General features: G+C 63.7%; 21 protein-coding genes, 3 tRNA genes, 1 rRNA gene, 9 pseudogenes and 4 other annotated features. Of the genes and pseudogenes, 19 read left to right on the forward strand and 15 right to left on the reverse strand.

Going from position 1 to position 23482, the window contains the following annotated elements; translation table 11 throughout:
* Positions 1-1303: 1303 nt before the first annotated feature.
* A pseudogene (locus DA06_RS27815) lies at positions 1304-1516 on the forward strand (UDP-N-acetylglucosamine 2-epimerase (non-hydrolyzing)); the annotation flags it as partial.
* A 2250-nt stretch (positions 1517-3766) separates the two neighbouring features.
* On the opposite strand, the gene DA06_RS27820 reads toward DA06_RS27815, so the two are convergent.
* Both DA06_RS27820 and DA06_RS27825 read right to left on the reverse strand, forming a co-directional pair.
* Positions 3767-4129, reverse strand: a complete 363-nt coding sequence (locus DA06_RS27820; RefSeq protein ID WP_418606589.1) for a pilus assembly protein TadG-related protein — start codon at positions 4127-4129, stop codon at positions 3767-3769.
* Positions 4130-4305: 176 nt separating this feature from the next.
* Complete coding sequence (locus DA06_RS27825) at positions 4306-4506, reverse strand: TadE/TadG family type IV pilus assembly protein (protein WP_418606590.1); 201 nt, start codon at positions 4504-4506, stop codon at positions 4306-4308.
* Positions 4507-4886: 380 nt separating this feature from the next.
* Here DA06_RS27825 and DA06_RS27830 point away from each other — a divergent pair, with 380 nt between their 5' ends.
* The 5 genes and pseudogenes from DA06_RS27830 to DA06_RS27850 form a co-directional block, all read left to right on the forward strand.
* A complete protein-coding gene (locus DA06_RS27830) occupies positions 4887-5267 on the forward strand; it encodes a hypothetical protein (RefSeq protein ID WP_418606592.1) in 381 nt (126 codons plus the stop codon).
* A 580-nt stretch (positions 5268-5847) separates the two neighbouring features.
* Positions 5848-6355: pseudogene (locus DA06_RS27835) on the forward strand (sigma-70 family RNA polymerase sigma factor); the annotation flags it as partial.
* Positions 6356-7065: 710 nt separating this feature from the next.
* Entirely contained in the window at positions 7066-7248 is a 183-nt protein-coding gene (locus DA06_RS27840) for a hypothetical protein (RefSeq protein WP_043509453.1), read from the forward strand.
* Positions 7245-7487 carry a DNA cytosine methyltransferase gene (locus tag DA06_RS27845; RefSeq protein WP_418606593.1) on the forward strand — a complete coding sequence of 81 codons (243 nt, stop codon included), beginning with the start codon at positions 7245-7247 and terminating at the stop codon, positions 7485-7487. The genes DA06_RS27840 and DA06_RS27845 overlap by 4 nt, the downstream gene beginning before the upstream one ends.
* An 11-nt stretch (positions 7488-7498) precedes the next feature.
* A pseudogene (locus tag DA06_RS27850) lies at positions 7499-7747 on the forward strand (DNA cytosine methyltransferase); the annotation flags it as partial.
* 162 nt (positions 7748-7909) lie between these two features.
* Positions 7910-8044 (reverse strand) — a sequence feature (16S ribosomal RNA rRNA prediction is too short).
* Positions 8045-8107: 63 nt separating this feature from the next.
* Positions 8108-8202: a sequence feature (16S ribosomal RNA rRNA prediction is too short), on the reverse strand.
* Between the two features lie 189 nt (positions 8203-8391).
* Here DA06_RS27850 and DA06_RS27855 read toward each other — a convergent pair.
* Together DA06_RS27855 and DA06_RS27860 are read right to left on the reverse strand one after the other, a co-directional pair.
* Complete coding sequence (locus tag DA06_RS27855; protein ID WP_418606595.1) at positions 8392-8715, reverse strand: hypothetical protein; 324 nt, start codon at positions 8713-8715, stop codon at positions 8392-8394.
* The gene (locus DA06_RS27860) at positions 8712-8975 is read right to left on the reverse strand and encodes an ATP-binding cassette domain-containing protein (RefSeq protein ID WP_418606597.1); all 264 of its coding nucleotides are present in this window, start codon (positions 8973-8975) and stop codon (positions 8712-8714) included. Before DA06_RS27860 ends, DA06_RS27855 begins: the two co-directional genes overlap by 4 nt.
* A gap of 428 nt (positions 8976-9403) precedes the next feature.
* Here DA06_RS27860 and DA06_RS27865 point away from each other — a divergent pair.
* Together DA06_RS27865 and DA06_RS27870 are read left to right on the forward strand one after the other, a co-directional pair.
* Positions 9404-9900: pseudogene (locus tag DA06_RS27865) on the forward strand (DNA polymerase III subunit alpha); the annotation flags it as partial.
* A gap of 33 nt (positions 9901-9933) precedes the next feature.
* Positions 9934-10389 carry a DUF4011 domain-containing protein gene (locus DA06_RS27870; RefSeq protein ID WP_418608274.1) on the forward strand — a complete coding sequence of 152 codons (456 nt, stop codon included), beginning with the start codon at positions 9934-9936 and terminating at the stop codon, positions 10387-10389.
* 21 nt (positions 10390-10410) lie between these two features.
* On the opposite strand, the pseudogene DA06_RS27875 reads toward DA06_RS27870, so the two are convergent.
* Positions 10411-11003: pseudogene (locus tag DA06_RS27875) on the reverse strand (UDP-N-acetylglucosamine 2-epimerase).
* Between DA06_RS27875 and DA06_RS27880 the strand changes: the two are divergent.
* Positions 10915-11888 (forward strand): annotated as a pseudogene (locus DA06_RS27880) (PTS transporter subunit IIC). The pseudogenes DA06_RS27875 and DA06_RS27880 sit on opposite strands and share 89 nt — an antisense overlap.
* 68 nt (positions 11889-11956) lie before the next feature.
* Here DA06_RS27880 and DA06_RS27885 read toward each other — a convergent pair.
* Positions 11957-12175, reverse strand: a complete 219-nt coding sequence (locus tag DA06_RS27885) for a hypothetical protein (RefSeq protein WP_052437066.1) — start codon at positions 12173-12175, stop codon at positions 11957-11959.
* Positions 12176-12352: 177 nt separating this feature from the next.
* Complete coding sequence (locus tag DA06_RS27890) at positions 12353-12655, reverse strand: tripartite tricarboxylate transporter permease (protein WP_418608275.1); 303 nt, start codon at positions 12653-12655, stop codon at positions 12353-12355.
* A 241-nt stretch (positions 12656-12896) separates the two neighbouring features.
* On the opposite strand from DA06_RS27890, the gene DA06_RS27895 reads away from it, so the two are divergent.
* A tRNA-Leu gene (locus DA06_RS27895) sits at positions 12897-12982 on the forward strand.
* A gap of 79 nt (positions 12983-13061) precedes the next feature.
* Here DA06_RS27895 and DA06_RS27900 read toward each other — a convergent pair.
* The gene (locus DA06_RS27900; RefSeq protein WP_052437110.1) at positions 13062-13316 is read right to left on the reverse strand and encodes a hypothetical protein; all 255 of its coding nucleotides are present in this window, start codon (positions 13314-13316) and stop codon (positions 13062-13064) included.
* A gap of 267 nt (positions 13317-13583) precedes the next feature.
* Positions 13584-13827, forward strand: a sequence feature (23S ribosomal RNA rRNA prediction is too short).
* 295 nt (positions 13828-14122) lie between these two features.
* On the opposite strand from DA06_RS27900, the gene rrf reads away from it, so the two are divergent.
* The 3 genes from rrf to DA06_RS27915 all read left to right on the forward strand — a co-directional run bounded on the left by rrf (position 14123) and on the right by DA06_RS27915 (position 15305).
* Positions 14123-14239 (forward strand): 5S ribosomal RNA (rrf, locus tag DA06_RS27905).
* 30 nt (positions 14240-14269) lie between these two features.
* Positions 14270-15040, forward strand: coding sequence for a helicase-related protein (locus DA06_RS27910; RefSeq protein WP_418606598.1), 771 nt, complete (start codon positions 14270-14272; stop codon positions 15038-15040).
* On the forward strand, positions 14952-15305 hold the full coding sequence (locus tag DA06_RS27915) for a hypothetical protein (RefSeq protein ID WP_418608277.1): 354 nt from the start codon (positions 14952-14954) through the stop codon (positions 15303-15305). Before DA06_RS27910 ends, DA06_RS27915 begins: the two co-directional genes overlap by 89 nt.
* A gap of 154 nt (positions 15306-15459) precedes the next feature.
* Here the strand turns inward: DA06_RS27915 and DA06_RS27920 are convergent.
* A pseudogene (locus tag DA06_RS27920) lies at positions 15460-15803 on the reverse strand (ATP-binding cassette domain-containing protein); the annotation flags it as partial.
* Positions 15804-15876: 73 nt separating this feature from the next.
* Positions 15877-16169: pseudogene (locus tag DA06_RS27925) on the reverse strand (sugar ABC transporter substrate-binding protein); the annotation flags it as partial.
* Between the two features lie 20 nt (positions 16170-16189).
* Between DA06_RS27925 and DA06_RS27930 the strand changes: the two are divergent.
* The 3 genes and pseudogenes from DA06_RS27930 to DA06_RS27940 all read left to right on the forward strand — a co-directional run bounded on the left by DA06_RS27930 (position 16190) and on the right by DA06_RS27940 (position 18746).
* Positions 16190-16489: a tripartite tricarboxylate transporter TctB family protein gene (locus DA06_RS27930; protein ID WP_418606230.1), complete on the forward strand. Its 300-nt coding sequence runs from the start codon at positions 16190-16192 to the stop codon at positions 16487-16489.
* A 201-nt stretch (positions 16490-16690) separates the two neighbouring features.
* Positions 16691-16989, forward strand: a pseudogene (locus DA06_RS27935) (methylisocitrate lyase); the annotation flags it as partial.
* A gap of 83 nt (positions 16990-17072) precedes the next feature.
* Positions 17073-18193: a sequence feature (23S ribosomal RNA rRNA prediction is too short), on the reverse strand.
* A gap of 202 nt (positions 18194-18395) precedes the next feature.
* Positions 18396-18746 (forward strand): hypothetical protein, encoded by a 351-nt coding sequence (locus tag DA06_RS27940; RefSeq protein ID WP_418606599.1) that lies wholly within the window; start codon positions 18396-18398, stop codon positions 18744-18746.
* Here the strand turns inward: DA06_RS27940 and DA06_RS27945 are convergent.
* The 3 genes from DA06_RS27945 to DA06_RS27955 all read right to left on the reverse strand — a co-directional run bounded on the left by DA06_RS27945 (position 18720) and on the right by DA06_RS27955 (position 19084).
* Positions 18720-18791, reverse strand: a tRNA-Ala gene (locus tag DA06_RS27945). The two genes, DA06_RS27940 and DA06_RS27945, sit on opposite strands and share 27 nt — an antisense overlap.
* Positions 18792-18826: 35 nt before the next feature.
* Positions 18827-18961 (reverse strand): DLW-39 family protein, encoded by a 135-nt coding sequence (locus DA06_RS27950; protein ID WP_418606600.1) that lies wholly within the window; start codon positions 18959-18961, stop codon positions 18827-18829.
* Between the two features lie 49 nt (positions 18962-19010).
* Positions 19011-19084 (reverse strand) — tRNA-Ile (locus DA06_RS27955).
* 1328 nt (positions 19085-20412) lie between these two features.
* Between DA06_RS27955 and DA06_RS27960 the strand changes: the two genes are divergently transcribed.
* On the forward strand, positions 20413-21135 hold the full coding sequence (locus DA06_RS27960) for an ABC transporter substrate-binding protein (RefSeq protein WP_418606601.1): 723 nt from the start codon (positions 20413-20415) through the stop codon (positions 21133-21135).
* A 201-nt stretch (positions 21136-21336) separates the two neighbouring features.
* Here the strand turns inward: DA06_RS27960 and DA06_RS27965 are convergent, their stop codons facing one another.
* Positions 21337-21540 (reverse strand): cold-shock protein, encoded by a 204-nt coding sequence (locus DA06_RS27965; protein ID WP_043497473.1) that lies wholly within the window; start codon positions 21538-21540, stop codon positions 21337-21339.
* Positions 21541-21764: 224 nt separating this feature from the next.
* Between DA06_RS27965 and DA06_RS27970 the strand changes: the two genes are divergently transcribed.
* Together DA06_RS27970 and DA06_RS27975 are read left to right on the forward strand one after the other, a co-directional pair.
* Entirely contained in the window at positions 21765-21923 is a 159-nt protein-coding gene (locus DA06_RS27970) for a hypothetical protein (protein ID WP_418606602.1), read from the forward strand.
* 15 nt (positions 21924-21938) lie between these two features.
* The gene (locus DA06_RS27975; RefSeq protein WP_418606603.1) at positions 21939-22523 is read left to right on the forward strand and encodes a haloacid dehalogenase type II; all 585 of its coding nucleotides are present in this window, start codon (positions 21939-21941) and stop codon (positions 22521-22523) included.
* 421 nt (positions 22524-22944) lie between these two features.
* Here the strand turns inward: DA06_RS27975 and DA06_RS27980 are convergent, their stop codons facing one another.
* Entirely contained in the window at positions 22945-23319 is a 375-nt protein-coding gene (locus tag DA06_RS27980) for a hypothetical protein (RefSeq protein WP_418606604.1), read from the reverse strand.
* Positions 23320-23482: the final 163 nt, after the last annotated feature.

Genomic DNA, 23482 nt, shown 5'->3' on the forward strand with positions numbered 1-23482 from the left:
GAACTGCATCGCCGCAACGAGATGTTCGGTGAAGTCATCGCAAAGTTTCATGCCTAGACCAACTCTCCGGCACCAAGTCATTCACCGTCGACGGCACCTGGGAGGAGTTCCAGCGCCTATGGTCCCAACTATGGACCACCGTCGAGATGTGGAAGATGCACCTCTCGGACAGGGACAAACCCATTGAGGATGCAGTTGAGCGCGCCCTGACAGTCCTCGGTCCCGAGTACGAGATTGAGATGCAGTACGGACATTGCGCTGCCACGTGGAACGATGCGGTGATCCATCCCCGCCCTGAGCGGCTCGTGCCGCACAGGTCCGACTACCGTCCGATCCTGCGTCAACAGTGCCCGGCACTGGCGGCAGCACCAGGCGCGGCGGTTCCACGAGACCGCGCCCCGCCCGTGACGTCCGAGGCCGACGGAGCCGCGAGCGCACGCAAGGCCCCTGCAGCCGGACAGTTGTGCCGGTGCCGCTCGATCGGCCGAGAGATGATGCGAGGAATAGACGCCCAGCCTCGTCTCGCGGTCGCCTATTGCCCTCGCTTCCATCTGGCGCCGCTTCTAGCTGGCACGCCCCCCCTCAAGCAGGCAACGTGATTCCGTTTCACGTGAAACGTGGTGTATAGGGTGCCTGAACCTTTCCATAGCCCTGAACCTTGCCATAGCGCTGTAGCCAGCTCGCAGGGCGCCGGCTCATTAACAGCGACGCCTGGGGGCGCCCGCGATTGTGCCTGAAAATTCTGCTGGCGCTTACCGGCACCAATCGATCAGAGCTCACCATCCTTTCGCTTGAAACGGGTGAAGTTCAGTGGGCCTCCGAACACTTAAATACCAATTCGGACAGTATCGAAGCGGCGACATACCGGCATTGGCGAGCAATCTTGAAGTACGACTATTCAATACCCTACGTGCGGCCATGTTTCAGACCTATCCCCCGGTGCCCCTTCATCGTCACGTGGATTCCCGAGGCAGCCTAGTCGAAACGGTCAGGGCCCACGGAAGCGAAGGCCAGACCTTCTTTTCCAGCACCAGACCAGGAGTGACACGTGGTCAGCACTTCCACCTCCGGAAGATCGAACGCTTTGTCGTCGTCGGCGGTCAGGCCCGCATCTCACTGAGACGCGTCCTCACCGACGAGACCATTCGTTCGACGTCGATGGCGACGAACCGTGCATCATCGACATGCCCACGCTCTGGGCTCACAACATTACCAACACAGGGTCGTCAGAACTCGCCACAATTTTCTGGACGAACGAACTCTTCGACCCTACAGACCCTGACACGTACCGAGAGGAAGTATGATGGGTGGACGATTGAAGGTCCTGACCGTAGTTGGGACACGACCAGAGATTATTCGATTGTCTCGCATCATCGCACGACTCGAAGAGACGACCGAGCACGTCCTGGTGCACACAGGTCAGAATTATGATTTCGAACTGAACGAAATTTTTTTCAACGACCTATCGGTGCGCCGACCCGACCACTTCCTCAGCGCTGACACTCGATCACTCGGCACCAGCGTCGCACTGCTCCGATGGTCGCCGTCTTTCTCGACCTCACCGACTTCACCGGACGCACGTTCTGGGACGACGAGGACGAAGTAGTGGACCTTGCCCACGCGGTGCTTTCGGGTTCGTCGAGGTGGTCACCCGTTTCGGTGGCCATCCGTTGGGACTCCGCGGAGATGGACTCTTCGCGGGATTCAGTCCGGGCGACTCCGCCATCACGGGTGTCTTTGCGCTTGCCGCCTGTGCGTTCGCGCTGGACGGCATCCAGCAGGAGGTGAACCCGTGGCTCAAGATGCGGGGGTATCGAACCGGTGCAGGCACGAGCCGGCCTTGACTTTGGAGACATCACGTTCGTGCGCAGTGGGAGCCGTGATCGCAGTGAGATCAACCCGCTGGGCTTCGCAGCGAACTTTTGCAGCGAAGTGCGAGAAGCGCGCCAAGTCTTGGGGAGGTCGTGGTGGGGTGAGGGGCTATGACCTCATGCCCTTCAAGGGTGACTTCTCCCGCCACGAGAAGTCACCTAAGAGATATCAGCGTGACTACAACGAACGGGCGTATCACTTCTACGACTTCCGGTGGCGGAACATCCTGCACTTGCTGCCCGACCTCGTTCGACAACTTGATGGCACACCCACCACGAAGATCTTGAGCCACTGAGGAGCCGATATGACCGCCATTGCTCTGCTGAGCCACTTCGGCATCAATGTCCCCGATACGTCACGATGAACGGACGTGTCGATCGGAGGGGACGGGCACCTCCTCGCCCGGGTAACGGCGTAGCAGTTCTGCCTTCGCGTCACCGATAAGGGTCTTCACGGTAGTCGTGGAACTATTCGTCGCCCGTGAGATGACCGCGATGAGTGAGTCCCTGAGCCGTTCGTCTAGCGTGCCCAGCGGAGCGGATTTCCTGAACTGGCGACGGTCAAGCAACGCGGAAGGACCGCCCTGGCGGTACAAGGTCACCCACCGCATGACGGTGCGTTCAGACACGGGACGCCCGGCGTCCGTGAGCTGTGCAGCCTTGCGGCGCGCGCGTTCGCTGAGACTGGGCCAGCCTACCGCAAAATTCGTCGGTCAGCAGGAAGCCCAGTAGCCCGAGTAGTAACGAACACCAGGCTACAAGTCTCTCCAAAGAGTTCGTCCACGTACCGTTCGAGCGGGTAGTCGAGCGAGTGGCCATCACAGTATAAAGTGTCGCTGTTAGCACGGAGACGACGCTTTTCTGAGCGCTGAGCAGAGCCGAAAATGCACCTGCTTGGACTGGGCTTATGGCGAGCGGGGCAACCAGAAATGGCGATCGGGCACCAATGACGTCGAGAATAGCGGTGGACATGTACCCGCCCTGGTATGCGGTTCGTATGTCGCTTCTGAAGGTCGATCCTTCCGTCCTCGAGCGGGTACGGGTGGCGCGTGCGGAGACAGCGAGAGCTGCAAATAGAGCACTCCGCAAACGAGCATGGCCCAGCTGAATTGGCCGTTGACGATGATGGTGAAGAGGCCCGCCGAGCGCGAAACTAATGTCGCGCGTGCAATGCTGACCGTGGCAAGTTGCTTCTGCAGTCGGGCTGACTCAAGCTCAGCAAGATTGTTGAAAGCAACCGTCAACCCGCCGAGGATTACGGGCAACGCAGCAATCCCGGAGAGAGCGGCGTAGAGAACGCCGCCTGCAACGCCCGCCACTATCAGAGCAGGCGCGATCAGACGCCACCTTATACGAAGGACAGCCGCCTCGACGCTGCGGTCTCCTTTCGGATCTGATCGAGCACAGAAAGCTTTTCGTTCACATTGGTCGAGTCGCTCGATCTTCTGGACCAGATTTGAGGGTTGTTGTCGCGAGATAGCAACGAAAAGGCGGACGCTGCTCTCCTCTCATTTCATGCGGTGGCAGGGAGAAACAAAGGGGGATAGTGAGTCCTCTGATCCAACGACGGAAGGCAATGGAAAGGGTTGGGGGGTTAAATCCTCCCGCCTCCCTGGAGGTTGAAAGGTGTCGGACCCTCAAACCTTTCTGCCAAAGATGAAGGATGAGAAACAAAAGGGTAGGTGTTAGCTCTATCTCTCTATCTCTCTATCTCTCTACCTCGTAACTCTCTACCTCGTAACTCTCTACCTCGTAACTCTCTACCTCGTAACTCTCTACCTAACTCTCTACCTCTCTATCTCTACAAGTGGCCTACGGGGCTCCTGAAACCTCTGAGACTTCTTCTCAGAACCAACAACCGATACGCGCCCCGTCGCGGCCGAATCGCCCCCTCTTCAACTAGGAGCTGAACCAGAAGTGACAAATGCAGAGAAGACCCAGATTTGGTCCTCCGTGGCGGTCACCGCGACACGGCCAGGCTGAGACATGTCCGAAGCAGATCGAGGACGTTGGTCGACCGTCCCGTCGTTGACATTTCCAAGGACCATTGCATCAGCTAGCGCCTCGGGGTCAGCGGGGCAACCGTCGAGGGCGCACTCCTGGGCGACGGCGAGGGCAGCAGCGTCGGCGCCGTTCTGAAGTTGCTGCCTTTCGGCGTAACTAGCCGCCACGTCGACCGAAATCGCGGCGAAGCCTATAAGTGGGACCATGAGAAGAGCGACTACGACGCAGTTGCGCCGCGCTCCTTGTCTAACCACCGCATCGCATGGTGCCCTTTCCGGTGAGCGTCACTTCACCAAAGAAGATGAGGTCCAGATCGTGGGTGATCACTGCCTCTGCGGTGGGAAGTCCTGTCGGCGGAGAGCAGTCGCTGGGAGTGATTGCGACTGCGGCCGCTGTGATGCCGAGTGCAGAGGCTGACGCAACAGCCCTATCAATGGCATTCTGCTGGGCGTGTGGATTGCCATCTCTCGAACGGCGTCCCGCGCTGCGTTAGAGAGGGTCGTCTGGGCGTAGTAGGCGCGCCGAACTCGGTTATGCCGAAGACGAGCAGCAGGAGGATAGGGAGCACGAGCGCAAACTCGAGTTCCTCAGCGAGGTGATCCAGGCGCCGCGCGTCGGATCCATCGTCCACCAACAGGCTCCCGTCATCATTGATAGAGCGATCAGTCGGACTCTAGCGCCCGCTCCGAGCAAGCCAGCTGCTTGAGCCACGCCTCTGACGCCACCGCGGACCGACTTTGGCCGTGCCTGTAACCGGCCACGCAGTCCATATCCGTTGGTGATGGCGGTTCCTGGGATTGTCAACGGAGAGGGCCAGAGTGAACACGGATCGTCCGGCTCTGTGTTGCTCTACGTTGGCGGGATGGGGACGCCGCTCACAGGGGATGCTCCGCGGACTGACGCAGAACGTGAATTCCTTCTCGCCTCGCCGCCCACGTCTCTCACTGGGCCGTCCCCGACGTAGCCCTGGACGCTTTCCGGGTCGTCGCGGGCCTCCGCCCGTTGGTGGTGATGACCGACGTGCCCGGGGTGGATGTACCGCCTGGGCATTGCACCCTGCAGATCGGCTACTGGGACGACGGCCGGGGATGCCGGGCGCTCCAAGGCGAGTGGGGTGATGAGTATCTGCTCGACAACCATGAGTACACGAACGACGGATTGACGGTCTTCGGCCTCCAAGAGGAGCCGGGCACCTACGGGACGCTGGCCGCCAAGTGGCTCGAGCGCAGCACGGGTGACCAACCCGTCAGAAGGATCGATCACCACCTCCTCGGAGAAACCAAGCTCGTCCCTCAGCAGCCGCGAAACGATCGCCTGCACCGCGGCACTACCCGCACCGTGGATGTGGACTGCGTTGAGTTCTGCTGCGCTCGATGCCAGATACGACTGTAGCTGGGATGCGATCCCATCCACTACGACAAGCTCCTCCTTTTCCGCACCACTTAAGCCGGACCTAGTGAACGTTCGCCGCGCGTACATGTTCGCAGCTTCGCATCCGGGACACGTTGCAGCTAGTCGCTAACTCGGAGCCATGCCGGCACACCGCATCATCCGGGGCGGCCCCCAACACGGCAGGAAGCCCCTTCACCGCGCCAAGCGTTGGGCCAGACCTGCCATTCGGTCCAATCGTTCACATATCAGCAGCAACTGCAAAAAAGGCCACGCCTGTAGAGAAGCGCGAAAACTCATGAGCGGCGTAACGTCACATGACAGGCCAGGCCCCTAGCTTTTGCAGAAGTGTCTTCAGAGCCACCACATGTATAACCGCTTCTCCTGCTGCGTCAAGAGTGGCAATATGCGTGACTCCAGCATAGGCGTCGTCACCCTCAGCCACCTCGCAGGCACCCGCGACGGGTTCCGATTCGTGGTCCGGACGGGAGGGCAACGACGGCAGAGCGAGTTCCCCCCTGATCGTCGACAAGAAGATTCCGGACCCGGGCGCCCTCGTCATCTCATACACGAGCGATGACGCGCGCCCGTCCAGCAGGTCGTCACCGCCGGGGCCACCGCGGACCAGGTGAAGGACTACCTCAAGCAGATCGGCAAGGTCGCGCTCCTGAACGCCGAGCAGGAGATCGAGCTCGCCAAGCGCATCGAGGCCGGCCTGTTCGCCGAGGAGAAGCTGGCGACCGAGAGCGAGAACCTCGCGCCAAAGCTGCGCCGCGAGCTGCAGTGGATCGCCAACGACGGTCACCTGGCCAAGAACCATCTACTCGAGGCCAACCTGCGCCTGGTCGTCTCCCTGGCCAAGCGGTACACTGGCCGCGGCATGCTCTTCCTGGACCTGATCCAGGAGGGAACCTCGGCCTGATCCGCGCCGTGGAGAAGTTCGACTACACCAAGGGCTACAAGTTCTCGACCTACGCGACCTGGTGGATCCGTCAGGCCATCACCCGTGCGATGGCGGACCAGGCCCGCACGATCCGCCTGCCCGTCATCTGGTAGAGCAAGTCAACCAGTTGCGTCAAGCAAGGCGCCGCTCGCGCTGCGCCTAGAGCGCGAGCCCGGCCATATGCAGGTTTAAGGAAGTACTCTGTAATGAGAAGCGCACCCGCGATCGAGATTGACGCCGAGCCGACGGCAACCGATAATTCCCGACAGTCGACGATGAAGCATTTGGGGCCAGCGCTATTAGAACAATACCTAGCACGATTGCGATAAGGGTCCAGAAACTTAGCTTCGCCCTCGACAGTTCCCACCCTTGGGTTCTCATGCGAAACCTCTCGACCTTCGTTCGTTCTTTCCATCAATGTTTTGGAGCGATTAGAGACTGCGAACCAACTCAGGCCGCACGCCAAAACTGGTCACGCTCGCTGGGACTGCGTTGCGCCACACCTTACAGTCCACCGAACATTCGACAAGCACAACCCACGGAAACAATTCACTCCAGCTGCGGACCAAGCCAGTACTCCATGACCTAGCGGCACACACGCTGGCCAAGGCATCCATGGTCATCATAGGGCCGCGGTCGGGTCTTTCCTAAGCGTGAACGCGGCCGAGTCTTTCCTAAGCGTGACGCGCGCTCCAAGCTGTCAGGCGGGCGTTCGCTGCCGTGATGTAGAAACATGGCTTGCCCCCTCCCGCCGCGAAGGAACTCTAGGCCGAGAGCGTCGAGGTGACCTACGACCTAACCCGAAATCAGGCGAGCCGATCGAGCGAGGTGCGTCGGGCTTGGTGCACGCAGGACCCGGTGTGCATCGAGTCCGTGGCCGGCGGATCCGGAGGGCTCAACCTGGCGGCCTGTCACGCCTGCGTGCTGCTGCCTGAGGTCAGCTGCGAGAAGCAGAACACTCTTCTGGACCGTGCCGTGCTCATCGGCACCCCCGAGGAGCCGGATGCCGGGTTCTTCTCCGGGCTCGTGGTGGCGCGTTGAGCGCTCCAGCCCCTTCGACCGAGCTCGAGGCAGATGATCCGTCGGACCGCGCTGGGAAGGTCGCACCGTTCCGTGTGCTCGACCTGTTCGCCGGCGTCGGAGGACTTACCCGCGGGTTCCACTCGACGGGATCTCCGTACCGGATCGTCCGTGCGGTCGAGATGGACGCGGCGGCCGCACGTGGGTATCAGGCCAACTTCGGCGCGTCGTCTACACCGGCGACATTCAGCGTTGGCTGAAGGATGAGGTGGTGCCGTCCGTCGACGTCGTCGTCGGAGGACCGCCGTGCCAAGGCTTCTCGCGCCTGGGCAAGCGAGACCCCCGGGACCCGAGGAACGCCCTCTGGCGGCAGTACCTCGAAGCAGTACGGCGGGCGCGGCCCAAGTACTTCGTTCTGGAGAACGTCCCGGCCTTCGCAGTGTCGGAGTCCGCTGAGTCGCTGCTCGCCGAGACCGCGCAGAACGGCCTGCTATCGGACTACGCGATAAAGCTCAAGATCCTGAACGCTGCGGACTACGGCACTCCTCAGGTCCGGAAACGGGCGGTCCTCATCGTGAGCGAACCACCCCGGACACCCTCGGCCCGGGCGCGGCCACCACACCCCCGAGACCGCGAAACACGGCCCAGGGGCGCCAGTGAGCTCCTTAGAAAGGAGGTGATCCAGCCGCACCTTCCGGTACGGCTACCTTGTTACGACTTCGTCCCAATCGCCAGTCCCACCTTCGACGGCTCCCCCCCACAAGGGTTGGGCCACCGGCTTCGGGTGTTACCGACTTTCGTGACGTGACGGGCGGTGTGTACAAGGCCCGAGAACGTATTCACCGCAGCGTTGCTGATCTGCGATTACTAGCGACTCCGACTTCATGGGGTCGAGTTGCAGACCCCAATCCGAACTGAGACCGGCTTTTGGGATTCGCTCCACCTTACGGCATCGCCGCCTTTGTACCGGCCACTTGTAGCATGCGTGAAGCCCAAGACATAAGGGGCATGATGATTTGACGTCATCCCCACCTTCCTCCGAGTTGACCCCGGCATCCGATGATCCAATACCTCATGACGCCCGCCGGCGTCGGTACCTGTTTGATTGCCCTCGCGCTCGCCACACTGGTCTATGCGGCGATCTCTCCCGGACAGGTCCGCCTTTCACTCGAACGTCGCCGCCTGAACGTGGGACATGGCAGCGGCGCCCTCGCAAGGGGAGCTACGGCGGCTACTGGGGCGATCGGCAGAGTTCTCGAGCGCAGAGCCGACGTCGGAGCGGACACGATCCTGCAGCGGGCAGGAGTGAAGACTCGACCCCAGGATTTCGTCTTTCTCGTCGGCATAGGGGCTCTCGTCGCGGCCACGCTCGGCCTCCTGGCCGGAGGGCCGTTGCTGGCCGTGCTGCTGGCGGCCTTCGGCCCGATCCTTGTGCGGTTGGTTCTCGCCCTTATGGTCGATCGCCGGAAAGCCGCCTTCGCGGATCAACTGGACGACTCGCTGCAGTTGATGGCCGGTGCACTGCGTGCCGGGAGCGTCAGGGGCTTGCCCTCGAACAGGATCTGGCCCTCGTTCGCGGTGTCGGCACCGGCGAGGATGCGCACGAGCGTGGACTTGCCGGCGCCGTTGTCCCCGATGAGGGCCGAGACTTCACCGGGGCGGACGTCGAAATCCGCCCCCTGCAATGCCTGGACGGAACCGAAGTTGCGGACGATGCCTCGGGCTTCGTAGACGGGCGTGGAACTCATGCCAGCACCTCGTGTCCGTGGTGCGACCGGCTGCCCACGCCAGCGGTGGTGCACCCCTTCGTTGCGGTGAACATGCTTCCTCCTTTGTCGGGTCGTGCGGCAGGACCACACAGGTCTCATGACGATTCAGGGCGTAGCTCTCCTGACCCTCGTGCAACTAGCTGTGCTGGCACGGGGGATGACGGGGGGGCGCGGAGAGGGGCTTTTGTCGCCCCGGCTGTAGCCCGGGGCGAGAAAGGGGCCCTTTGGGCCCGCCCATGTCTCCCGATTTGCCCTCGGGGTGAGTGATCGATAACGGTGACGGCGGGGCGCAGGGTCTCGGCCATCGCGAAGTCGCCCGTACGAGACCAGCGCTATATCGGTTCTGCCCGAACTGGGTGCAGCGCGGGGGGACCACGCCCAGCGAGAGTCGTGAGTTGGTGGGAGAGGTCAACTGGGCCAAGTCCCGCGGCATCCGGGTGGGGCCGGGCCGTGGCTCCGGCGCCGGCTCGGATGGTCGCGTACGCCATGCGGATCACCGACCTCAACCCGCTCGACCACGGACTGATCTTCGAGCGGTTCCTCAACCCGGACCGTGTGTCGATGCCCGACTTCGACGTCGACTTCGACGAGCGCCGGCGTGGCGAGGTCATCGACTACGTGACCAGGAAGTACGGCGACGACCGTGTCGCGCAGGTGGTCACCTACGGGACCATCAAGGCCAAGCAGGCGAAGGACTCCTCCCGCGTGCTCGGCTACCCCTTCGCGATGGGGGGAGAAGCTGACCAAGGCGATGCCGCCGTCGGTCATGGGCAAGGACATCACGCTCTCGGGGATCTTCGACCCCAAGGACAAGCGCTACGCCGAGGCGGAGGAGTTCCGCCAGGTCCACTCCACGGACCCCGAGGCGCAGAAGATCGTCGCGTACGCGCAGGGCCTGGAGGGCGCCGTCGTCGTCCAGGCGCCCGCGGCTGACGCGGTGTACTCCGGCGTCCGTGGCAACACCGTCTGGTCCTTCCGGGGCTCGCCAGAGGAAGGCGACGAAGACACTGAGGTGCCGACGCAGGTTAGCGGCCGCGTCCTCGAGGTGGCTCGCCCACACAAGGAACTCGGGCCGGTCCTGCGCAACCTCATGCGGAAGGCGGACACCGAGTACCTCGACCGCGGCCTGCACGTGCTCTACCTCGCCGTGGGCATGCTGCACTGGGCGGAACTGGACGGCACCCCGATGCAGAGCCCGGTCCTCCTCCTGCCCGTCACGCTCGAGTCCGACGGCCCCGATCCATTCCGCACCTCCGCAGCGCCGACGAAGACGCCGTCATCAACCCGGCCCTCGTGCTGCGGATGCAGGAGTTCGGGGTCACCATCCCGACGTTCGACGACCTCGAGGACGAGTCGCTGGACGGGCTGTTCGGCGCGGTCACCGGGGCGGTGATTCCGGCGAATGCCTTTAACTTCAGTCTGTAGGTTCAAGTCGGATGCCGGCCCTCGCGTGGTGATTCGCCGCTGTCGACCGGATCACGTTAACCACTCGTCTCGAAGAATCGGAGATCGCGTACTCGAACGGGGGCTTAGTGGCTCCATCAGTTGCATGCTGCGCTATCGTGATGCGTACGGCATCCACAACGTCGCCCGAGTCCAAACCAGTCGAAATGATGCCGCCTGAGTCGAGCGCCTCGGGCCGCTCTATAGCGTCGCGTATGGTTACAGCGGGAAAGCCCAGGATGGTCGATTCCTCGGATATAGTCCCTGAGTCAGAGAGAACGCAACGAGCGTTTTTCTGTAGACTGACGTAATCGTGAAACCTAACGGCGGATGCAGCGTGACGTTAGGATCAACTGGGATGCCGTACTCTTCGATTCGCTTGCGTGTCCGCGGATGGGTGGAGAGAAGGACAGGCACACCCTGATCGAGCGCCACTGCCGCTAGGGCATTAAGTAGACGGCCTAACCTGTCCCGCATGTCGACGTTCTCTTCACGGTGCGCGCTCGCAACGAGATACGCGCCGTGCGAGAGCTTGAGATCGTTCAGTATTGTGCTTTTGGCGATTTCGTCGGCGCGTCCCGCTGATCATCGCCGTGGCTTCGCCATCCACATCCTGCTCGTCCGGCTCTTCTCCGCCGCGCGGTACGTCTACCTCACCGGCCACCTGATGTTCTGGATGAGCATCGTGATCGCCGCCTCGCTCGTGGAGGTCCTGACGGACATCCCGCAGACCACGCTCGTCATCGTCGGGGCGGTCATCATCGCCTGCTACTGGACCCTGCAGCCGCTGTGGATCGCGCCGCTGATGAAGCGGCTGATGGCCACGACCAGTTCGGCCTCGGACACACCACCTCCACCCTCGCGCTCGTCGCCGGGTACGGATCGAAGGCGCTGCGCCTGGGCGACGCGCAGCGGCACGACTCGGAGAGGCTCAGGCTCCCGAAGTCGATCTCCTTCTTCAAGGACATCAACGTCTCCACCGCGCTCATCATCTCCGTCATCATGCTCGTGGCCATCGCCTTCGCCGACGCGGGCGTGGTCCAGGAGCAGATGGGCGAGTCGGAGCTGCTGCCCTGGGCGTGGGGCCTGACGCAGGCCCGGTTCGCGGCCGGTATCGCGATCCTCCTCTTCGGCGTGCGGATGTTCCTCGCCGAGATCGTGCCGGCGTTCAAGGGCATCTCCGACAAGGTGCTTCCCGGCACCCGGCCCGCTCTGGACATCCCGGTCGTCTTCCCCAAGGCGCCGACGGCGGTGATGATCGGCTTCCTGTCCTCGACCGTCGTGTTCCTGGTGCTCATGGGCGTCTTCGCCGCGGCCGGCTGGTTCGTGCTCGTGCCCCCGATGATCATGCTGTTCTTCGGCGGCGGGTCCGGCGGGACCTTCGAGTCGAGCATGAGCTCACACAACGGGGCCCGACACTTAAGGACGTCGCGCAGCTCGCGAACGTAAGTATCAAGACGGCCTCGCGGGTGATCAATGACGACGCCAACGTGGCCGCCACTACTCGGGCGGCCGTGCTAGAGGCAGTAGAGTCGCTCGACTATCTGCCCGACCCTGCAGCCCGTTCGCTGCGTGCGGGCACGGACCGCACCGTCGGTGTCGTCGTTGACAGCATCGGCGATGTCTTCTTCGCGCAGCTGGTGGCAAAGGTCGAAGCGGTACTCGAGGACGCCGGATACCGGGTGCTCATCGCCTCGAGCAACCGCATCCAGCAGCGTGAGCGCGACACCGTTCAAAAACCTGGTCCAGCGTCGGTGCGCGGGCATAATCGTCGCACCGACGAGCCGGGACTCCCTCGCAGGAATGCGGCTGCGAGACGTGCCGGTTGTCTTCGTCGACCGGGTCGGAGATCTGCCTGCCGCCCAGTCCGTCGTCGCGGACCTTCGGCCTCGCGCGGCTCGCGACCGAGCACCTCATTGCTCACGGGCACAAGCGCATCGCACTGCTGAGCGAGGCGTTGTTGGCGGACTCCGACGCCGCGACGCCTGCGGGTTTCCCCTGCCGAACGGGATTCGGCCCTTCGGGCGCCGCTTCGCCTCCGAGTAGGACAGGAACGCCCCGATGTCGGTGCCCGTGCCGGGAATTGCACCGATAGCGGTGCCGATGAGAGATCCGCGCGCAATGGTCGTGGTGCTGTCGCGCAGGTCCTGCCGGGAGATCCAGCGGCGTCCGGAGATCTCGGGCAGAGCGCTCATCGCGGAGGACTCGCGGATCATCACCAGGCTGGGTGATGCCGAAGCCGCGATGAGCACTGGGACGAGGCCAGCTACGTCTCCGGCACCGTCCTCGGCGTGACCGGGGGCAAGCCTGTCTTCTAGGTTGTGGCTTCCCTCACGAACGACGCCGGAGCGGCCCTCGGTGGTCGAGGAGGCCTCCTCCACCGTGCTATCTTTTTCGTCGTTGCCCAGCCGGGTGGACGACGCCGGAAGGCCGAGTTCACGAGGCGAAGCACCACCTGTCCGGGTGGCGGAATAGGCAGACGCGCTAGCTTGAGGTGCTAGTGCCCTTTATCGGGCGTGGGGGTTCAAGTCCCCCTCCGGACACTCGTCGAGACAGCGACGCGAAGCCCCGGTCCGCGAAATCGCGGCCGGGGCGTTCGCCGTTGTCCAGGTACGCGCCCGCCTAGGTAGCCCCTTCCTTGCCAGGAGCAGCCGGTACCGGCAGGCCCGCCGCCACCTGGTCGAACGCATCCTCGATCTTCTCGATCAGCCGGACGCGGGGCGCACGGGGCTTCGACCACAGGCGCGTGGTCGTCTTCACGATGCTGACCGCCGCGGCGGCGACCAGCCAGGGGTACAGGTCTGTTGCGACCGTGGTGCCCGTGCGCTCGGCGACCGCGTCCCGCAGGACCTCCTCCAGATGGTCGTACTGCGCCATCCGGAAGGGAGGCCGAGAGCAAGGTCTCGACGCCGCTCTCGCGGAACGGCTCGCCCTCGTTGGCGACGTAGAGACAGTCCTCCGAGAGGACGACCATGACCCGTCCCCCCCGTGCCGAGCATCATGTCGGCACCGTTCTGGACGAGCTCGTTGATCTGCTTGCGCCCGTACCCGCCCTCGGCCGCCGCAATCTCCTGCTGAGCGTCCTCCTCGACACGCAACGGAGCCTCGCGGTAGACGTTCAGGCAGCGTTCTGCCATGTCCTCGACGAGCCATCCAAGGCCCTCGCCCGGCCGGGCCCAACTGGCCTTGCGTCTCCCATGACGTATTCCCCGCTGGAGGCCGCTCCCGCCCGGAAGGGATAACCGCTGAAAGCATCTAGCGGGAAGCCTGCTTCAAGATGAGGTTTCCACCACCCTCGTGGTGGGAAGGCCCCCAGCAGACCACTGGGTTGATAGGCCGGACGTGGAAGCGCGGCAACGCGTGGAGCTGACCGGTACTAATTGGCCGACAACTTGCCACAACACCAACACGTGTTGGAAGAAACGAAGAGTGCTACGCGTCCACTGTGCGGTTCCCGAGATACGCACCCCCGACCGCCGGGCTCGGGCGACCGATATCTCCATAGAGTTACCGGACGTGGAAGCGCGGCAACGCGTGGAGCTGACCGGTACTAATTGGCCGACAACTTGCCACAACACCAACACGTGATTGGAAGAAACGAAGAGTGCTACCGCGTCCACTGTGCGGTTCCCGAGATACGCACCCCCGACCCGGCCGGTCGGGCACCGATATCTCCATAGAGTTACGGCGGTCACAGCGAGGGGGAAACGCCCGGTCCCATTCCGAACCCGGAAGCTAAGCCCCTCAGCGCCGATGGTACTGCACGGGAGACTGTGTGGGAGAGTAGGACACCGCCGAACACCCATCCCAGAAATGGCCCTCACCACCCGGTGAGGGCCATTTCTGCATCCCTGGCGCATACCCCCGGCCGAATTCCCACGCCCATACGCCGGTGCGGAACCCCGGACCGCCGAACACGACCGCCCGGTGGTCCGGCAGCAGCGCAGAACGCGGAGCACCCCGCCCGCCGACGGCCCGCCGACGGCCCGACGGGGCACGGCGTCGAGCGCGCCGTCGTCTTCGCCGAACGCGTGCCCACCCTCAAGTGGCTGCAGCAGCGCCTCGTGACCGACCTCGGCCTCAAGGACGAGAACGTCGCCGTCCTCCACGGAGGCCTCGACGACGTGACCCAGCAGGAGATCGTCGAGTCCTTCAAGCAGACGTCCTCGCCCATCCGCGTCCTTGTGACCGGCGACGTCGCCTCCGAGGGTGTCAACCTCCACACCCAGTGCCACCAACTCATCCACTTCGACATCCCGTGGAGCCTCATCCGGATCGAGCAGCGCAACGGCCGCATCGACCGGTACGGGCAACGTCACCGCCCCAGATCACCCACCCTCCTCCTGCAGCCCTCGAGCGAACGGTTCAAGGGCGACATCCGCGTCCTGACCAGACTCATCGAGAAGGAGCACGAGGCCCACAAGGCCCTCGGGGACTCCGCCTCCCTGATGGGGGAGGTTGCAGGCCTGATCAAGCTCCAGATCCAGGCCGCGCCGCGACCCCGCGCCGCCGATCGGCCCGCGCTCGGTCAGCACGGCGTCAACATCATGGAGTTCTGCAAGGCCTACAACGCGGCCACGGAGCTCAGCGAGGCAACGTGATCCCGGTGGAGATCACGGTCTACGAGGACCGCTCCTTCACCTTCGTCACGAAGACCCCGCCGGCCGCCGAGATGATCAAGAAGGCCGCCGGTGTGGCCAAGGGCTCCGGCACCCCGCACACGGCCAAGGTCGCAAGATCACCCGTGAGCAGGTCCAGGAGATCGCCCGCACCAAGCAGGAAGACCTCAACGCCAACGACATCGAGGCCGCCGAGAAGATCATCGCCGGCACCGCCCGCTCCATGGGCATCACCGTCGAGGGCTGACCGATCCCGAATAACGGCGCCGCCCCGGCGCCGTAGTGGCAGGGTCCGCGCGGACCCGCATACCACGACTGCAGAAGAGAGAAGCAGATGGCAACGCGCAGCAAGAACTACCGCAAGGCCGCCGAGCGTATTCACGACGGCGAGATCTACGCGCCCCTCCAGCCGTCCGGCTGGCCAAGGAGACCGCGACCACCAAGTTCGACTCCACCGTCGAGGTCGTCTTCCGCCTCTGGTGGATGATGACGATGCCCTTGGCCTCGGAGTCGTTGATCGAGTGGAACTCGACCGGCTCGCCCTCGAAGTAGATCTGGCCCTCGTAGCTGCCGGCGGGGTACACGCCGGAGAGCACCTTCATGAGGGTGGACTTGCCCGCCCCGTTCTCGCCGCAGATGGCGTGGATCTCTCCGCGCACGACCTCGAGCGACACGTCCTGGAGCGCCTTCACGCCCCGGGGAACGTCTTGGTGATGGAGCGCATCTCGAGGATGTGTTCGCTCACGTGTCCTCCTCCTTAAGGACTCAGGCGGTGCGGGCGGCGGGCGCGCCGCCCGCACCGGCCGGATCAGTCGGACTCAGGACTGGCCGCTCTCGACCTGCTCGGTGGTGTAGTAACCGGAGTCGACGAGCAGCGGCTGGATGTTGTCGGCGTAGACGATGTCCGACTCAAGCAGGTAGGACGGGACGACCTTGACGCCGTTGTCGTACGTCTCGGTGTCGTTGGCCTCCGGCTCCTCGCCGCGAGGTAGGCCTCGGCGGTGACGACGGCCTGGTCGGCAAGCTTGCGCGTGTCCTTGAAGATCGTCGAGTACTGGACGCCGTCGGCGATGAGCTTGACCGAGGCGATCTCGGCGTCCTGGCCCGAGATGGATCGCTGCAGTCGCTCTGGTGATCCAGACGCTGCGCGGCGCGCACGAGAGCGAGGAGGATCCTGGTCCGGCCTTGACGCGCAAGGTAGTGATCGGGATTGCTGCCCTCATCGCCGCCGGCCTTCTTCTCGAGCAGATCGGCTTCTTCGTCGTTTTCACCTCTCTTCTGTTCGTCGCGGGGTGGCTGACCGGGGCACGCCGGTGGTGGAGCAATCTGCTCGTCGCGGCGGTGGCCACCTGGATCGTCATGATCATCTTCGGCCGTCTCTTCGCCGTCCCCCTGCCAGCTGCCCCGATCGACGTCTTCCTGGGAGGCTGACATGGACGTTCTCTTCTCTGCTCGGCGGCTCGGAACGCTGTTCTCCTCGCCCGGACTCATCGCAGGCATTGCGGGTGCGGTCGCCGCTGGCATGGTCATCGGAGCCTTCCGGGCCTCACAGCGACCATGGCGATGGCGCTGTTCTTGCCCTTCACCTTCCTCATGGAGGCGGAGACGGGGGCTGGCAGTTCTCATGGGCAGATGGCCGAGGCGGTCGAGGTCCCCGTGCTGGCGAACATGACAGAGTTCGGCAAGTCCGAGCTGTTCACCACCGACCAGCTCGCGGACGCCGGCGTCTCGATCGTCATCTTCCCGGTGTCGCTGCTGCGCCTGGCGATGGGCGCCGCCGAACGAGCCTGGAAACCATCCGGCGCGAGGGTTCGTTGATCTCGGAGCTGGACAGCATGCAGCACCGCGCGCGCCTGTACGAGCTGGTCGACTACGAGGCCTACAACCACTTCGACACCGGCATCTTCAACTTCACGGTCCGCACCGACTGACGGCTCACGGGCCGACCACTGCCTCCCGCCCGCACCTGCCAGAGTTCTGCCGCCCGATGCCCGCGAAGGAGCGAGACATGAGCCAGACCCAGACCGAGCCGGAGATCCGCAAGGGGTCCGTCCTGCTGCGCGAAACGAGCATCTTTACTCGTAGTGCAATTTCGCCGAGTTCGCGGTCGAGACAGCGGAGAAGTCGTTACGCCATTCGTGCAGGTCGGAACTTACCCGACAAGGAATTTCGCTACCTTAGGATGGTTATAGTTACCACCGCCGTTTACTGGGGCTTAAATTCTGAGCTTCGCCTCGCGGCTGACCCGTCCTCTTAACCTTCCAGCACCGGGCAGGCGTCAGTCCGTATACATCGTCTTGCGACTTCGCACGGACCTGTGTTTTTAGTAAACAGTCGCTTCTCCCTGGTCTCTGCGGCCCGAAAGGGCTAGCCAGCTAGTGGCCTCACCCCTCAGGCCCCCTTCTCCCGAAGTTACGGGGCATTTTGCCGAGTTCCTTAACCACGATTCTCTCGATCGCCTTGGTATTCTCTACCTGACCACCTGAGTCGGTTTAGGGTACGGGCGGCTAGTCCCTCGCGTCGAGGCTTTTCTCGGCAGCATAGGATCACCCTGCTTCCCCCATACGGGGCACTGTCGGACCTGAGGCTTCGTGGGGTGCTCCTAAGCCAACCTCCTGGTTGTCTGTGCAACTCCACATCCTTTCCCACTTAGCACACGCTTGGGGGCCTTAGCCGGTGGTCTGGGCTGTTTCCCTCTCGACCACGAACCTTATCGCCCGCAGTCTCACTGCCATGCTCTCACTTACCGGCATTCGGAGTTTGGTTGACGTCAGTAACCTTGTAGGGCCCATCGGCCATCCAGTAGCTCTACCTCCGGCAAGAAACACATGACGCTGCACCTAAATGCATTTCGGGGAGAACCAGCTATCACGGAGTTTGATTGGCCTTCACCCCTCACCCACAGGTCATCCCTCACGTTTCAACCTAAGTGGGTTCGGTCCTCCACACGCTCTTACACGTGCTTCAACCTGCCCATGGGTAGATCACTCCGCTTCGGGTCTAGAGCACGCGACTGGTGCGCCCTGTTCGGACTCGCTTCCGAGCCCGGTGGCTTGCATGTCGCCCCTCGCCATCTCCGTTGATTTCGCTATATGGAAGTCGCCTTCCATTTGAGGAGAGTGAACTCTCTGGGTCGCGCACCTGTCAAGACGGTGCGGGACAGTGTTCGTGCCGCAGACGCGGGCGGGTCAGGACTTTTCTCGTTCCTCCCGGTGCGAACGGGACGTAAGCCCCAGGAACCGGACATTTGGGTGCCGCATGCTCTTCTACAAGACAAGAGCAGCACCGCAAGTCACGGCAGGACCCCTCACAGCACCGACGCTCAAAGGAGAGCACGATGGCCACCACGACCCCGCGCACGGAGCGCGAAGTCACCATGCAGGAAGACATCATCACCAGGTCGGCGGTGCGCAAGACCCTCGCCGTCGGCCGCATCATCATCGGCTGGACGTTCCTCTGGGCCTTCATCGACAAGTTGTTCGGCCTGGGGTACATGACTCCCGCCGAGCGCGCCTGGATCAGTCCACCTCGCCTCCCCCGGGGCGTGAGAGGGCGGCGGGTGCCCGAGCCTGCGCCCTGGGCCCCGGGAAGGGGCGTCGGGGCGTCCGACCGTCCCCGGGGTTCTGCCGTCTCCTATGTCCTGCGGTGGATGTCCTGCGGTGGGAGCCAACGGGACTCGAACCCGTAACCCCTGCTTGCAAAGCAGGTGCGCTACCAATTGCGCCATGGCCCCTTGCCGGCCCGAGGGGCGCAGGTGGAACTACGCGGTCAGCGAGCGGGCTGCTCGCCGAAGCTGTCGGTGACCTCCGCCCACAGGTCCCGCTCCTCGCGGTCCTGCCGAACCTTGACCCAGGCGACGTAGCCCGCGATCGCGGCCGCGGTCAGCATCAGTGCCTTCTTCACGTCGGTACCTCCTGTGATGCCCCTCGGGGCCCGCAGGGGCGGTACGGGGTGGGCCTAGCTGGACTCGAACCAGCGACCTCTTCCTTATCAGGGAAGCGCTCTAACCGACTGAGCTATAGGCCCCCGCCGACCGTCGGGACCGGAGGATCTCCTCGGGGGCGTGCGCTGTGCGCGCCAGCAAGACTATCCCAGAGGCCGCGCTCGTCCCAAACCGGTACGGCGCAGGGTGACGAGGTTCACGGCTCCGGGTCAGTCGTCCGTCAGGGTCATGTGCAGCCCGCGACGAGGGCCGCCACGATGTTGTACAGGAACGCTCCGATGGTGCCGAGCGCCTCCAACGTCAAACTGATGGTCACGGCGAGCGGCTACCGGTGGAACTGGCTTCCAAAATCCGTGGAGATCGAAGTTCCGTTGTCGGTGGCGACCTTCATTGACCGAGTGCCCCGGTTCGTCAGACATGCACTTCGTGTGCTGCAGCAGGCACACCGCCAGGTCAGCTCGCCCGAAGAGGTCTTTTTTCTTCGACCGCGACGCAACTCTGTGATCAGCGGTTGTATTTACTCCCTCTGGCCGGAGGGACAGGCGCGAGGGGAGCTTGCGTAGCAGCGACGGCTGTCGGCCTCCAGGGATCCTGAGGGGCGCGCCCCAACATGCAGCGTGGGAAACGGTGCCAACTACGTTGACACTTTCGCTTACATCAGGCGCAGGCCTCACACATCGGAGCGGCGGAATCAGAACGGTCGCGATGAGTGTCACCGAGCCACTTACGGTGGCGTCTCACAGGTCCGCTCTCGTGGGGCGGTGCACCGAGGCAAGGAGCCTCAGGCCGGCGACGACCACCCGGAATCACCGGGCGGGGAGTGCGGTCGACGCGCAGGCCCTCGGCGCGCGCGCGAGGCTGTGCGCTTCAGATGAGAGTCCCGGTGGTCAGAAGTCTCCCTCGACGATGTCACTCACGAGGGCCTCGAGTGTGCCAACCGCGCGGTGTGCTCCTTCCGCGCTCTCCGTGCCCTTAGCGCCGGCCGCACCGGCCGCCGCCGACCAGTTTTCGCGGACCGTTCGCGCGAGGACGTGGACGTCACTCTCGCTCAACGGGGTCTTCTTCGCTGCTCGCTCCCCTCGCGGTGCCACTCTCAAGCCCCGTCCCTCCACCGGCAGCAGCATCACGCTGCCCCTCTATCTTCTGGATCGCAGCCATCTGGCGCACTGCCGAAGTCCGCGAGATGAGGGTCACCACCGCACCAACGGTTCCTGCGATGACGAGGACCGCCCAGAGCAGGAGGGTGCCCCGAGGAAGAAGACTCCACTGATGACGAATGCCGCTATCAGTATCAGCGGGCTGATCACGACCATGAGGAAAGCCCCCGGAAGTGGAGAACGAAGAGCGATCACGCTCTTGGGGTCTCGACGACGTAGCCCTTCCGCCGGCGGAGTATTTCCAACGGGATGACGTGGTCAACCAGGAGAGCCCGATCGGCTACGCCAACGTCTCCGACCTCCAGGCCATCGACCAGGGCCTGGACATCAGTCGTGTCCAACTGCTGCGGCACCGGGTCGGACCCGGAGAAGGACACCTCCCGCATCTACGTCCTGCCCGACGGCGAGATCCAGTCCGTCGAGCAGCTCGCCGGCGCGAACATCGCCGTGAACTCGGTCAACAACCTCGGGGACCTCACCATCAAGGCTGCCCTGGAGGGCGAGGGGTGGACGTCTCGACCCTCGAGTTCACGCCCATGCCGTACTCGGACATGCCCGCGGCGCTCGAGCGCGGCGACGTCGACGCCATCTGGTCCGTCGAGCCGCACAAGTCGATCTCGGACAGCCGCGGCTTCAAGCCGCTGATCTCCAACTTCGTCGAGCCCTTCCCGGACACGACGCTGGGGTACTACATCACCTCGGGCGCTTTCGCCGAGGCCAACCCGGAGGTCGCGAACTTCCAGGCCGCCATGGACGAGGCGAACCAGTTCGCCACCGAGAACCCGGACCGGGTCCGTGAGGTCATCACCGAAAAGCTCGAGCTCGACCCCGAGCTCGTGGAGCAGACCAACCTCGCGGTGTTCGCGCCGGGGCTGGACGAGGAGAGCGTGAAGACCTACGCCGAGGCGGCGGTGAAGTACGGGATGATCGGCGAGGAGCCGAACTTCGACGACATCTTCGTGCGTCCTGAGAGCTGAGCGGAGCGACGCGCAGCGGGGGCGGGCGGTCCTTCGGGGCCCCCGCCCCCTGGCGTTCCAGGCAGAGCCTTCCCCGGAGCCTCCCCGGGTGTACTGCACGCACGAAGCCCCGGCACCGTGAAGGTGCCGGGGCCTTACGTCAGGACGCCCGGAGGCACCCCGAAGAGCTGGCCGGGCGGACCCGGCCGTCTCGACCTGAGATCAGAGCGGGCGGATGTTCTCCGCCTGCGGGCCCTTGGGGCCCTGGGTCACGTCGAACTCGACCTTCTGGTTCTCCTCCAGCGAGCGGTAGCCCGAGGACTGGATCGCCGAGTAGTGGGCGAAGACGTCGGCCGAGCCGTCGTCCGGCGCAATGAAGCCGTAGCCCTTCTCAGCGTTGAACCACTTAACGGTTCCGGTAGCCATGGTTGCTCCTTCCGAGCAGTGAGACGGCCCCCGGTTGGGGGCCGTGTGTCACGGTGTTCGTCGTCTGCTCCATGAAGGACAAGCAACCCGACAGGCGGCCGGGGCCTAACAAACTTGATGCACTGCAACTTGGGCACGAGCCTACGGCATATCGGCTGGTCGAAGGCAAGTGTTTCCCGGCACATCGGAATGTCTGGGGCGGGACCTCAGTGCTGAGGACCGTGGTGGCCGCCGGGCTGGGCGACGTGCGCCGAGCCTTCGCGATCACCGCCGCGGCGTGTTGCCACGAGGCTGGTGGCGGTGACCACGGCCAGGATCACCAGGATCACCACCAGCGACAGAACCGCTACGCCATCACCGCAGAACTGGCCCTCGAAGACTGATCGAACAGGAGACGCGTGAAAGACACCGGCTACCGACCGAAGTACATCACGTTCGACTGCTACGGCACACTGACGAACTTTCAGATGGCGGACGCGGTACGCCCGCTGATCGCCGGCGAGATCGCCCCCGAGGACACGGCGACGTTCCTGAAGGACTTCCGCGCGTACCGGATCGACGAGGTCCTCGGCGAGTACAAGCTGTACCGCCAGGTGCTGCGCGACTCGTGGCAGCGGGTCTGCAACCGGTGGCGGATCCCATTCAAGACGTCCGACGTCGAGGCGATCGTCCATGCAGTGGGATCGTGGGGCCCGCACGACGACGTGCCTGAGCCGCTGGCGAAGCTCGCCGACGCGTATCCGCTCGTGATCCTCTCCAACGCCGAGGACGAGATGCTCCAGAACAACGTCGCACAGCTCGGTGCCCCGTTCCACCGAGTCACGGCCGAGCAGGCGCGAGCCTACAAGCCGCGGTACCAGTCGTTCGAGTACATGCTCGACCAGCTCAACTGCACCCGTGACGAGATCCTGCACATCTCGTCGCACATCTGGTACGACATCATCCCCTGCAACGAGCTGCGCATCGAAATGCCCCGGCTGTAGAGCAGGAGTTCTGGCACAAAGTACGCGACGGCGACCGTGACCGTGGCGATAAGCAGGAAGAGCGGTGCAGCACCCGCAGAAATCAGAAGATAGGCGACTAGAGCGGACGCGGCGGCGAGGGCGGGCTTGGCCACAAGAAGTTTGTCGATGGTCCAGTCGGCAGGCCGCCCGGCCCGTAGATGTAGCTTCTCCAACAGCCGGATGGAGGCGCCTGGCGTAAGTCGCCGAGCGGCCGCTGCGAGGCTCGAACTCTGAGGCGCGGCATCAGCAACTCGGGCGGGCGCTGGCAACCATCGCTTGAGATTCGCCAGGGCTCGGGTGCGAACGGCGTTCGGTCCGGCGAGCAAGGCCCAAGTCGCATCCCAGCGCAAGTCCGAAGGCAGCCATCCCGACGAGAACGGTCACAGGCATGGTGTTCTCCTCAGAACTTGATGTTGACGGTCTTTCGCAGCCAGATCCCGAAATCTGGATAGTGGCGACTGCCGTCATTGAACTGGAGGCAGGCCGGTTGAGCCGCCAGCGCGGACAGTTTTTCCGTGTGATCGAGGTACATCAGCGAGGTGTACTCAGTCATGGACTCGTACCACACATGGTTGCGCGTCCCGGCGCACCAGTAATGGCCGTGATAGTTCCGTTGCCCCTGGTACCGGGCCGCTTCACGCGCTGGTAGTGCGAGGTGCAGCTCGATCCCGACACACTCGGGACTGGGCCGACAACCGTGGATTTCTCCAGCTGCGTCAACCCAGCTGATGAGTTCCCCCACTGCCCCTGCGTCGCGGCCGTGCTCGGTCTTCATTCCTGTACAGCGGTCCTCCACTCGACGGTCGCTGTTCGACCATGTCTGGTAGACACGCTAGCATGTCTAGGAGACCCTTTACCTCTACGACTGGGCGTGTTGGAAAGTCAGAGAACGTGTCATATCGGTCAGTCTCGTCGAGGACAGGGCGCCTTCCCTGAAC

It is taken from the genome of Georgenia sp. SUBG003, from assembly GCF_000715355.2.
Taxonomy (GTDB): Bacteria; Actinomycetota; Actinomycetes; order Actinomycetales; family Actinomycetaceae; genus Georgenia.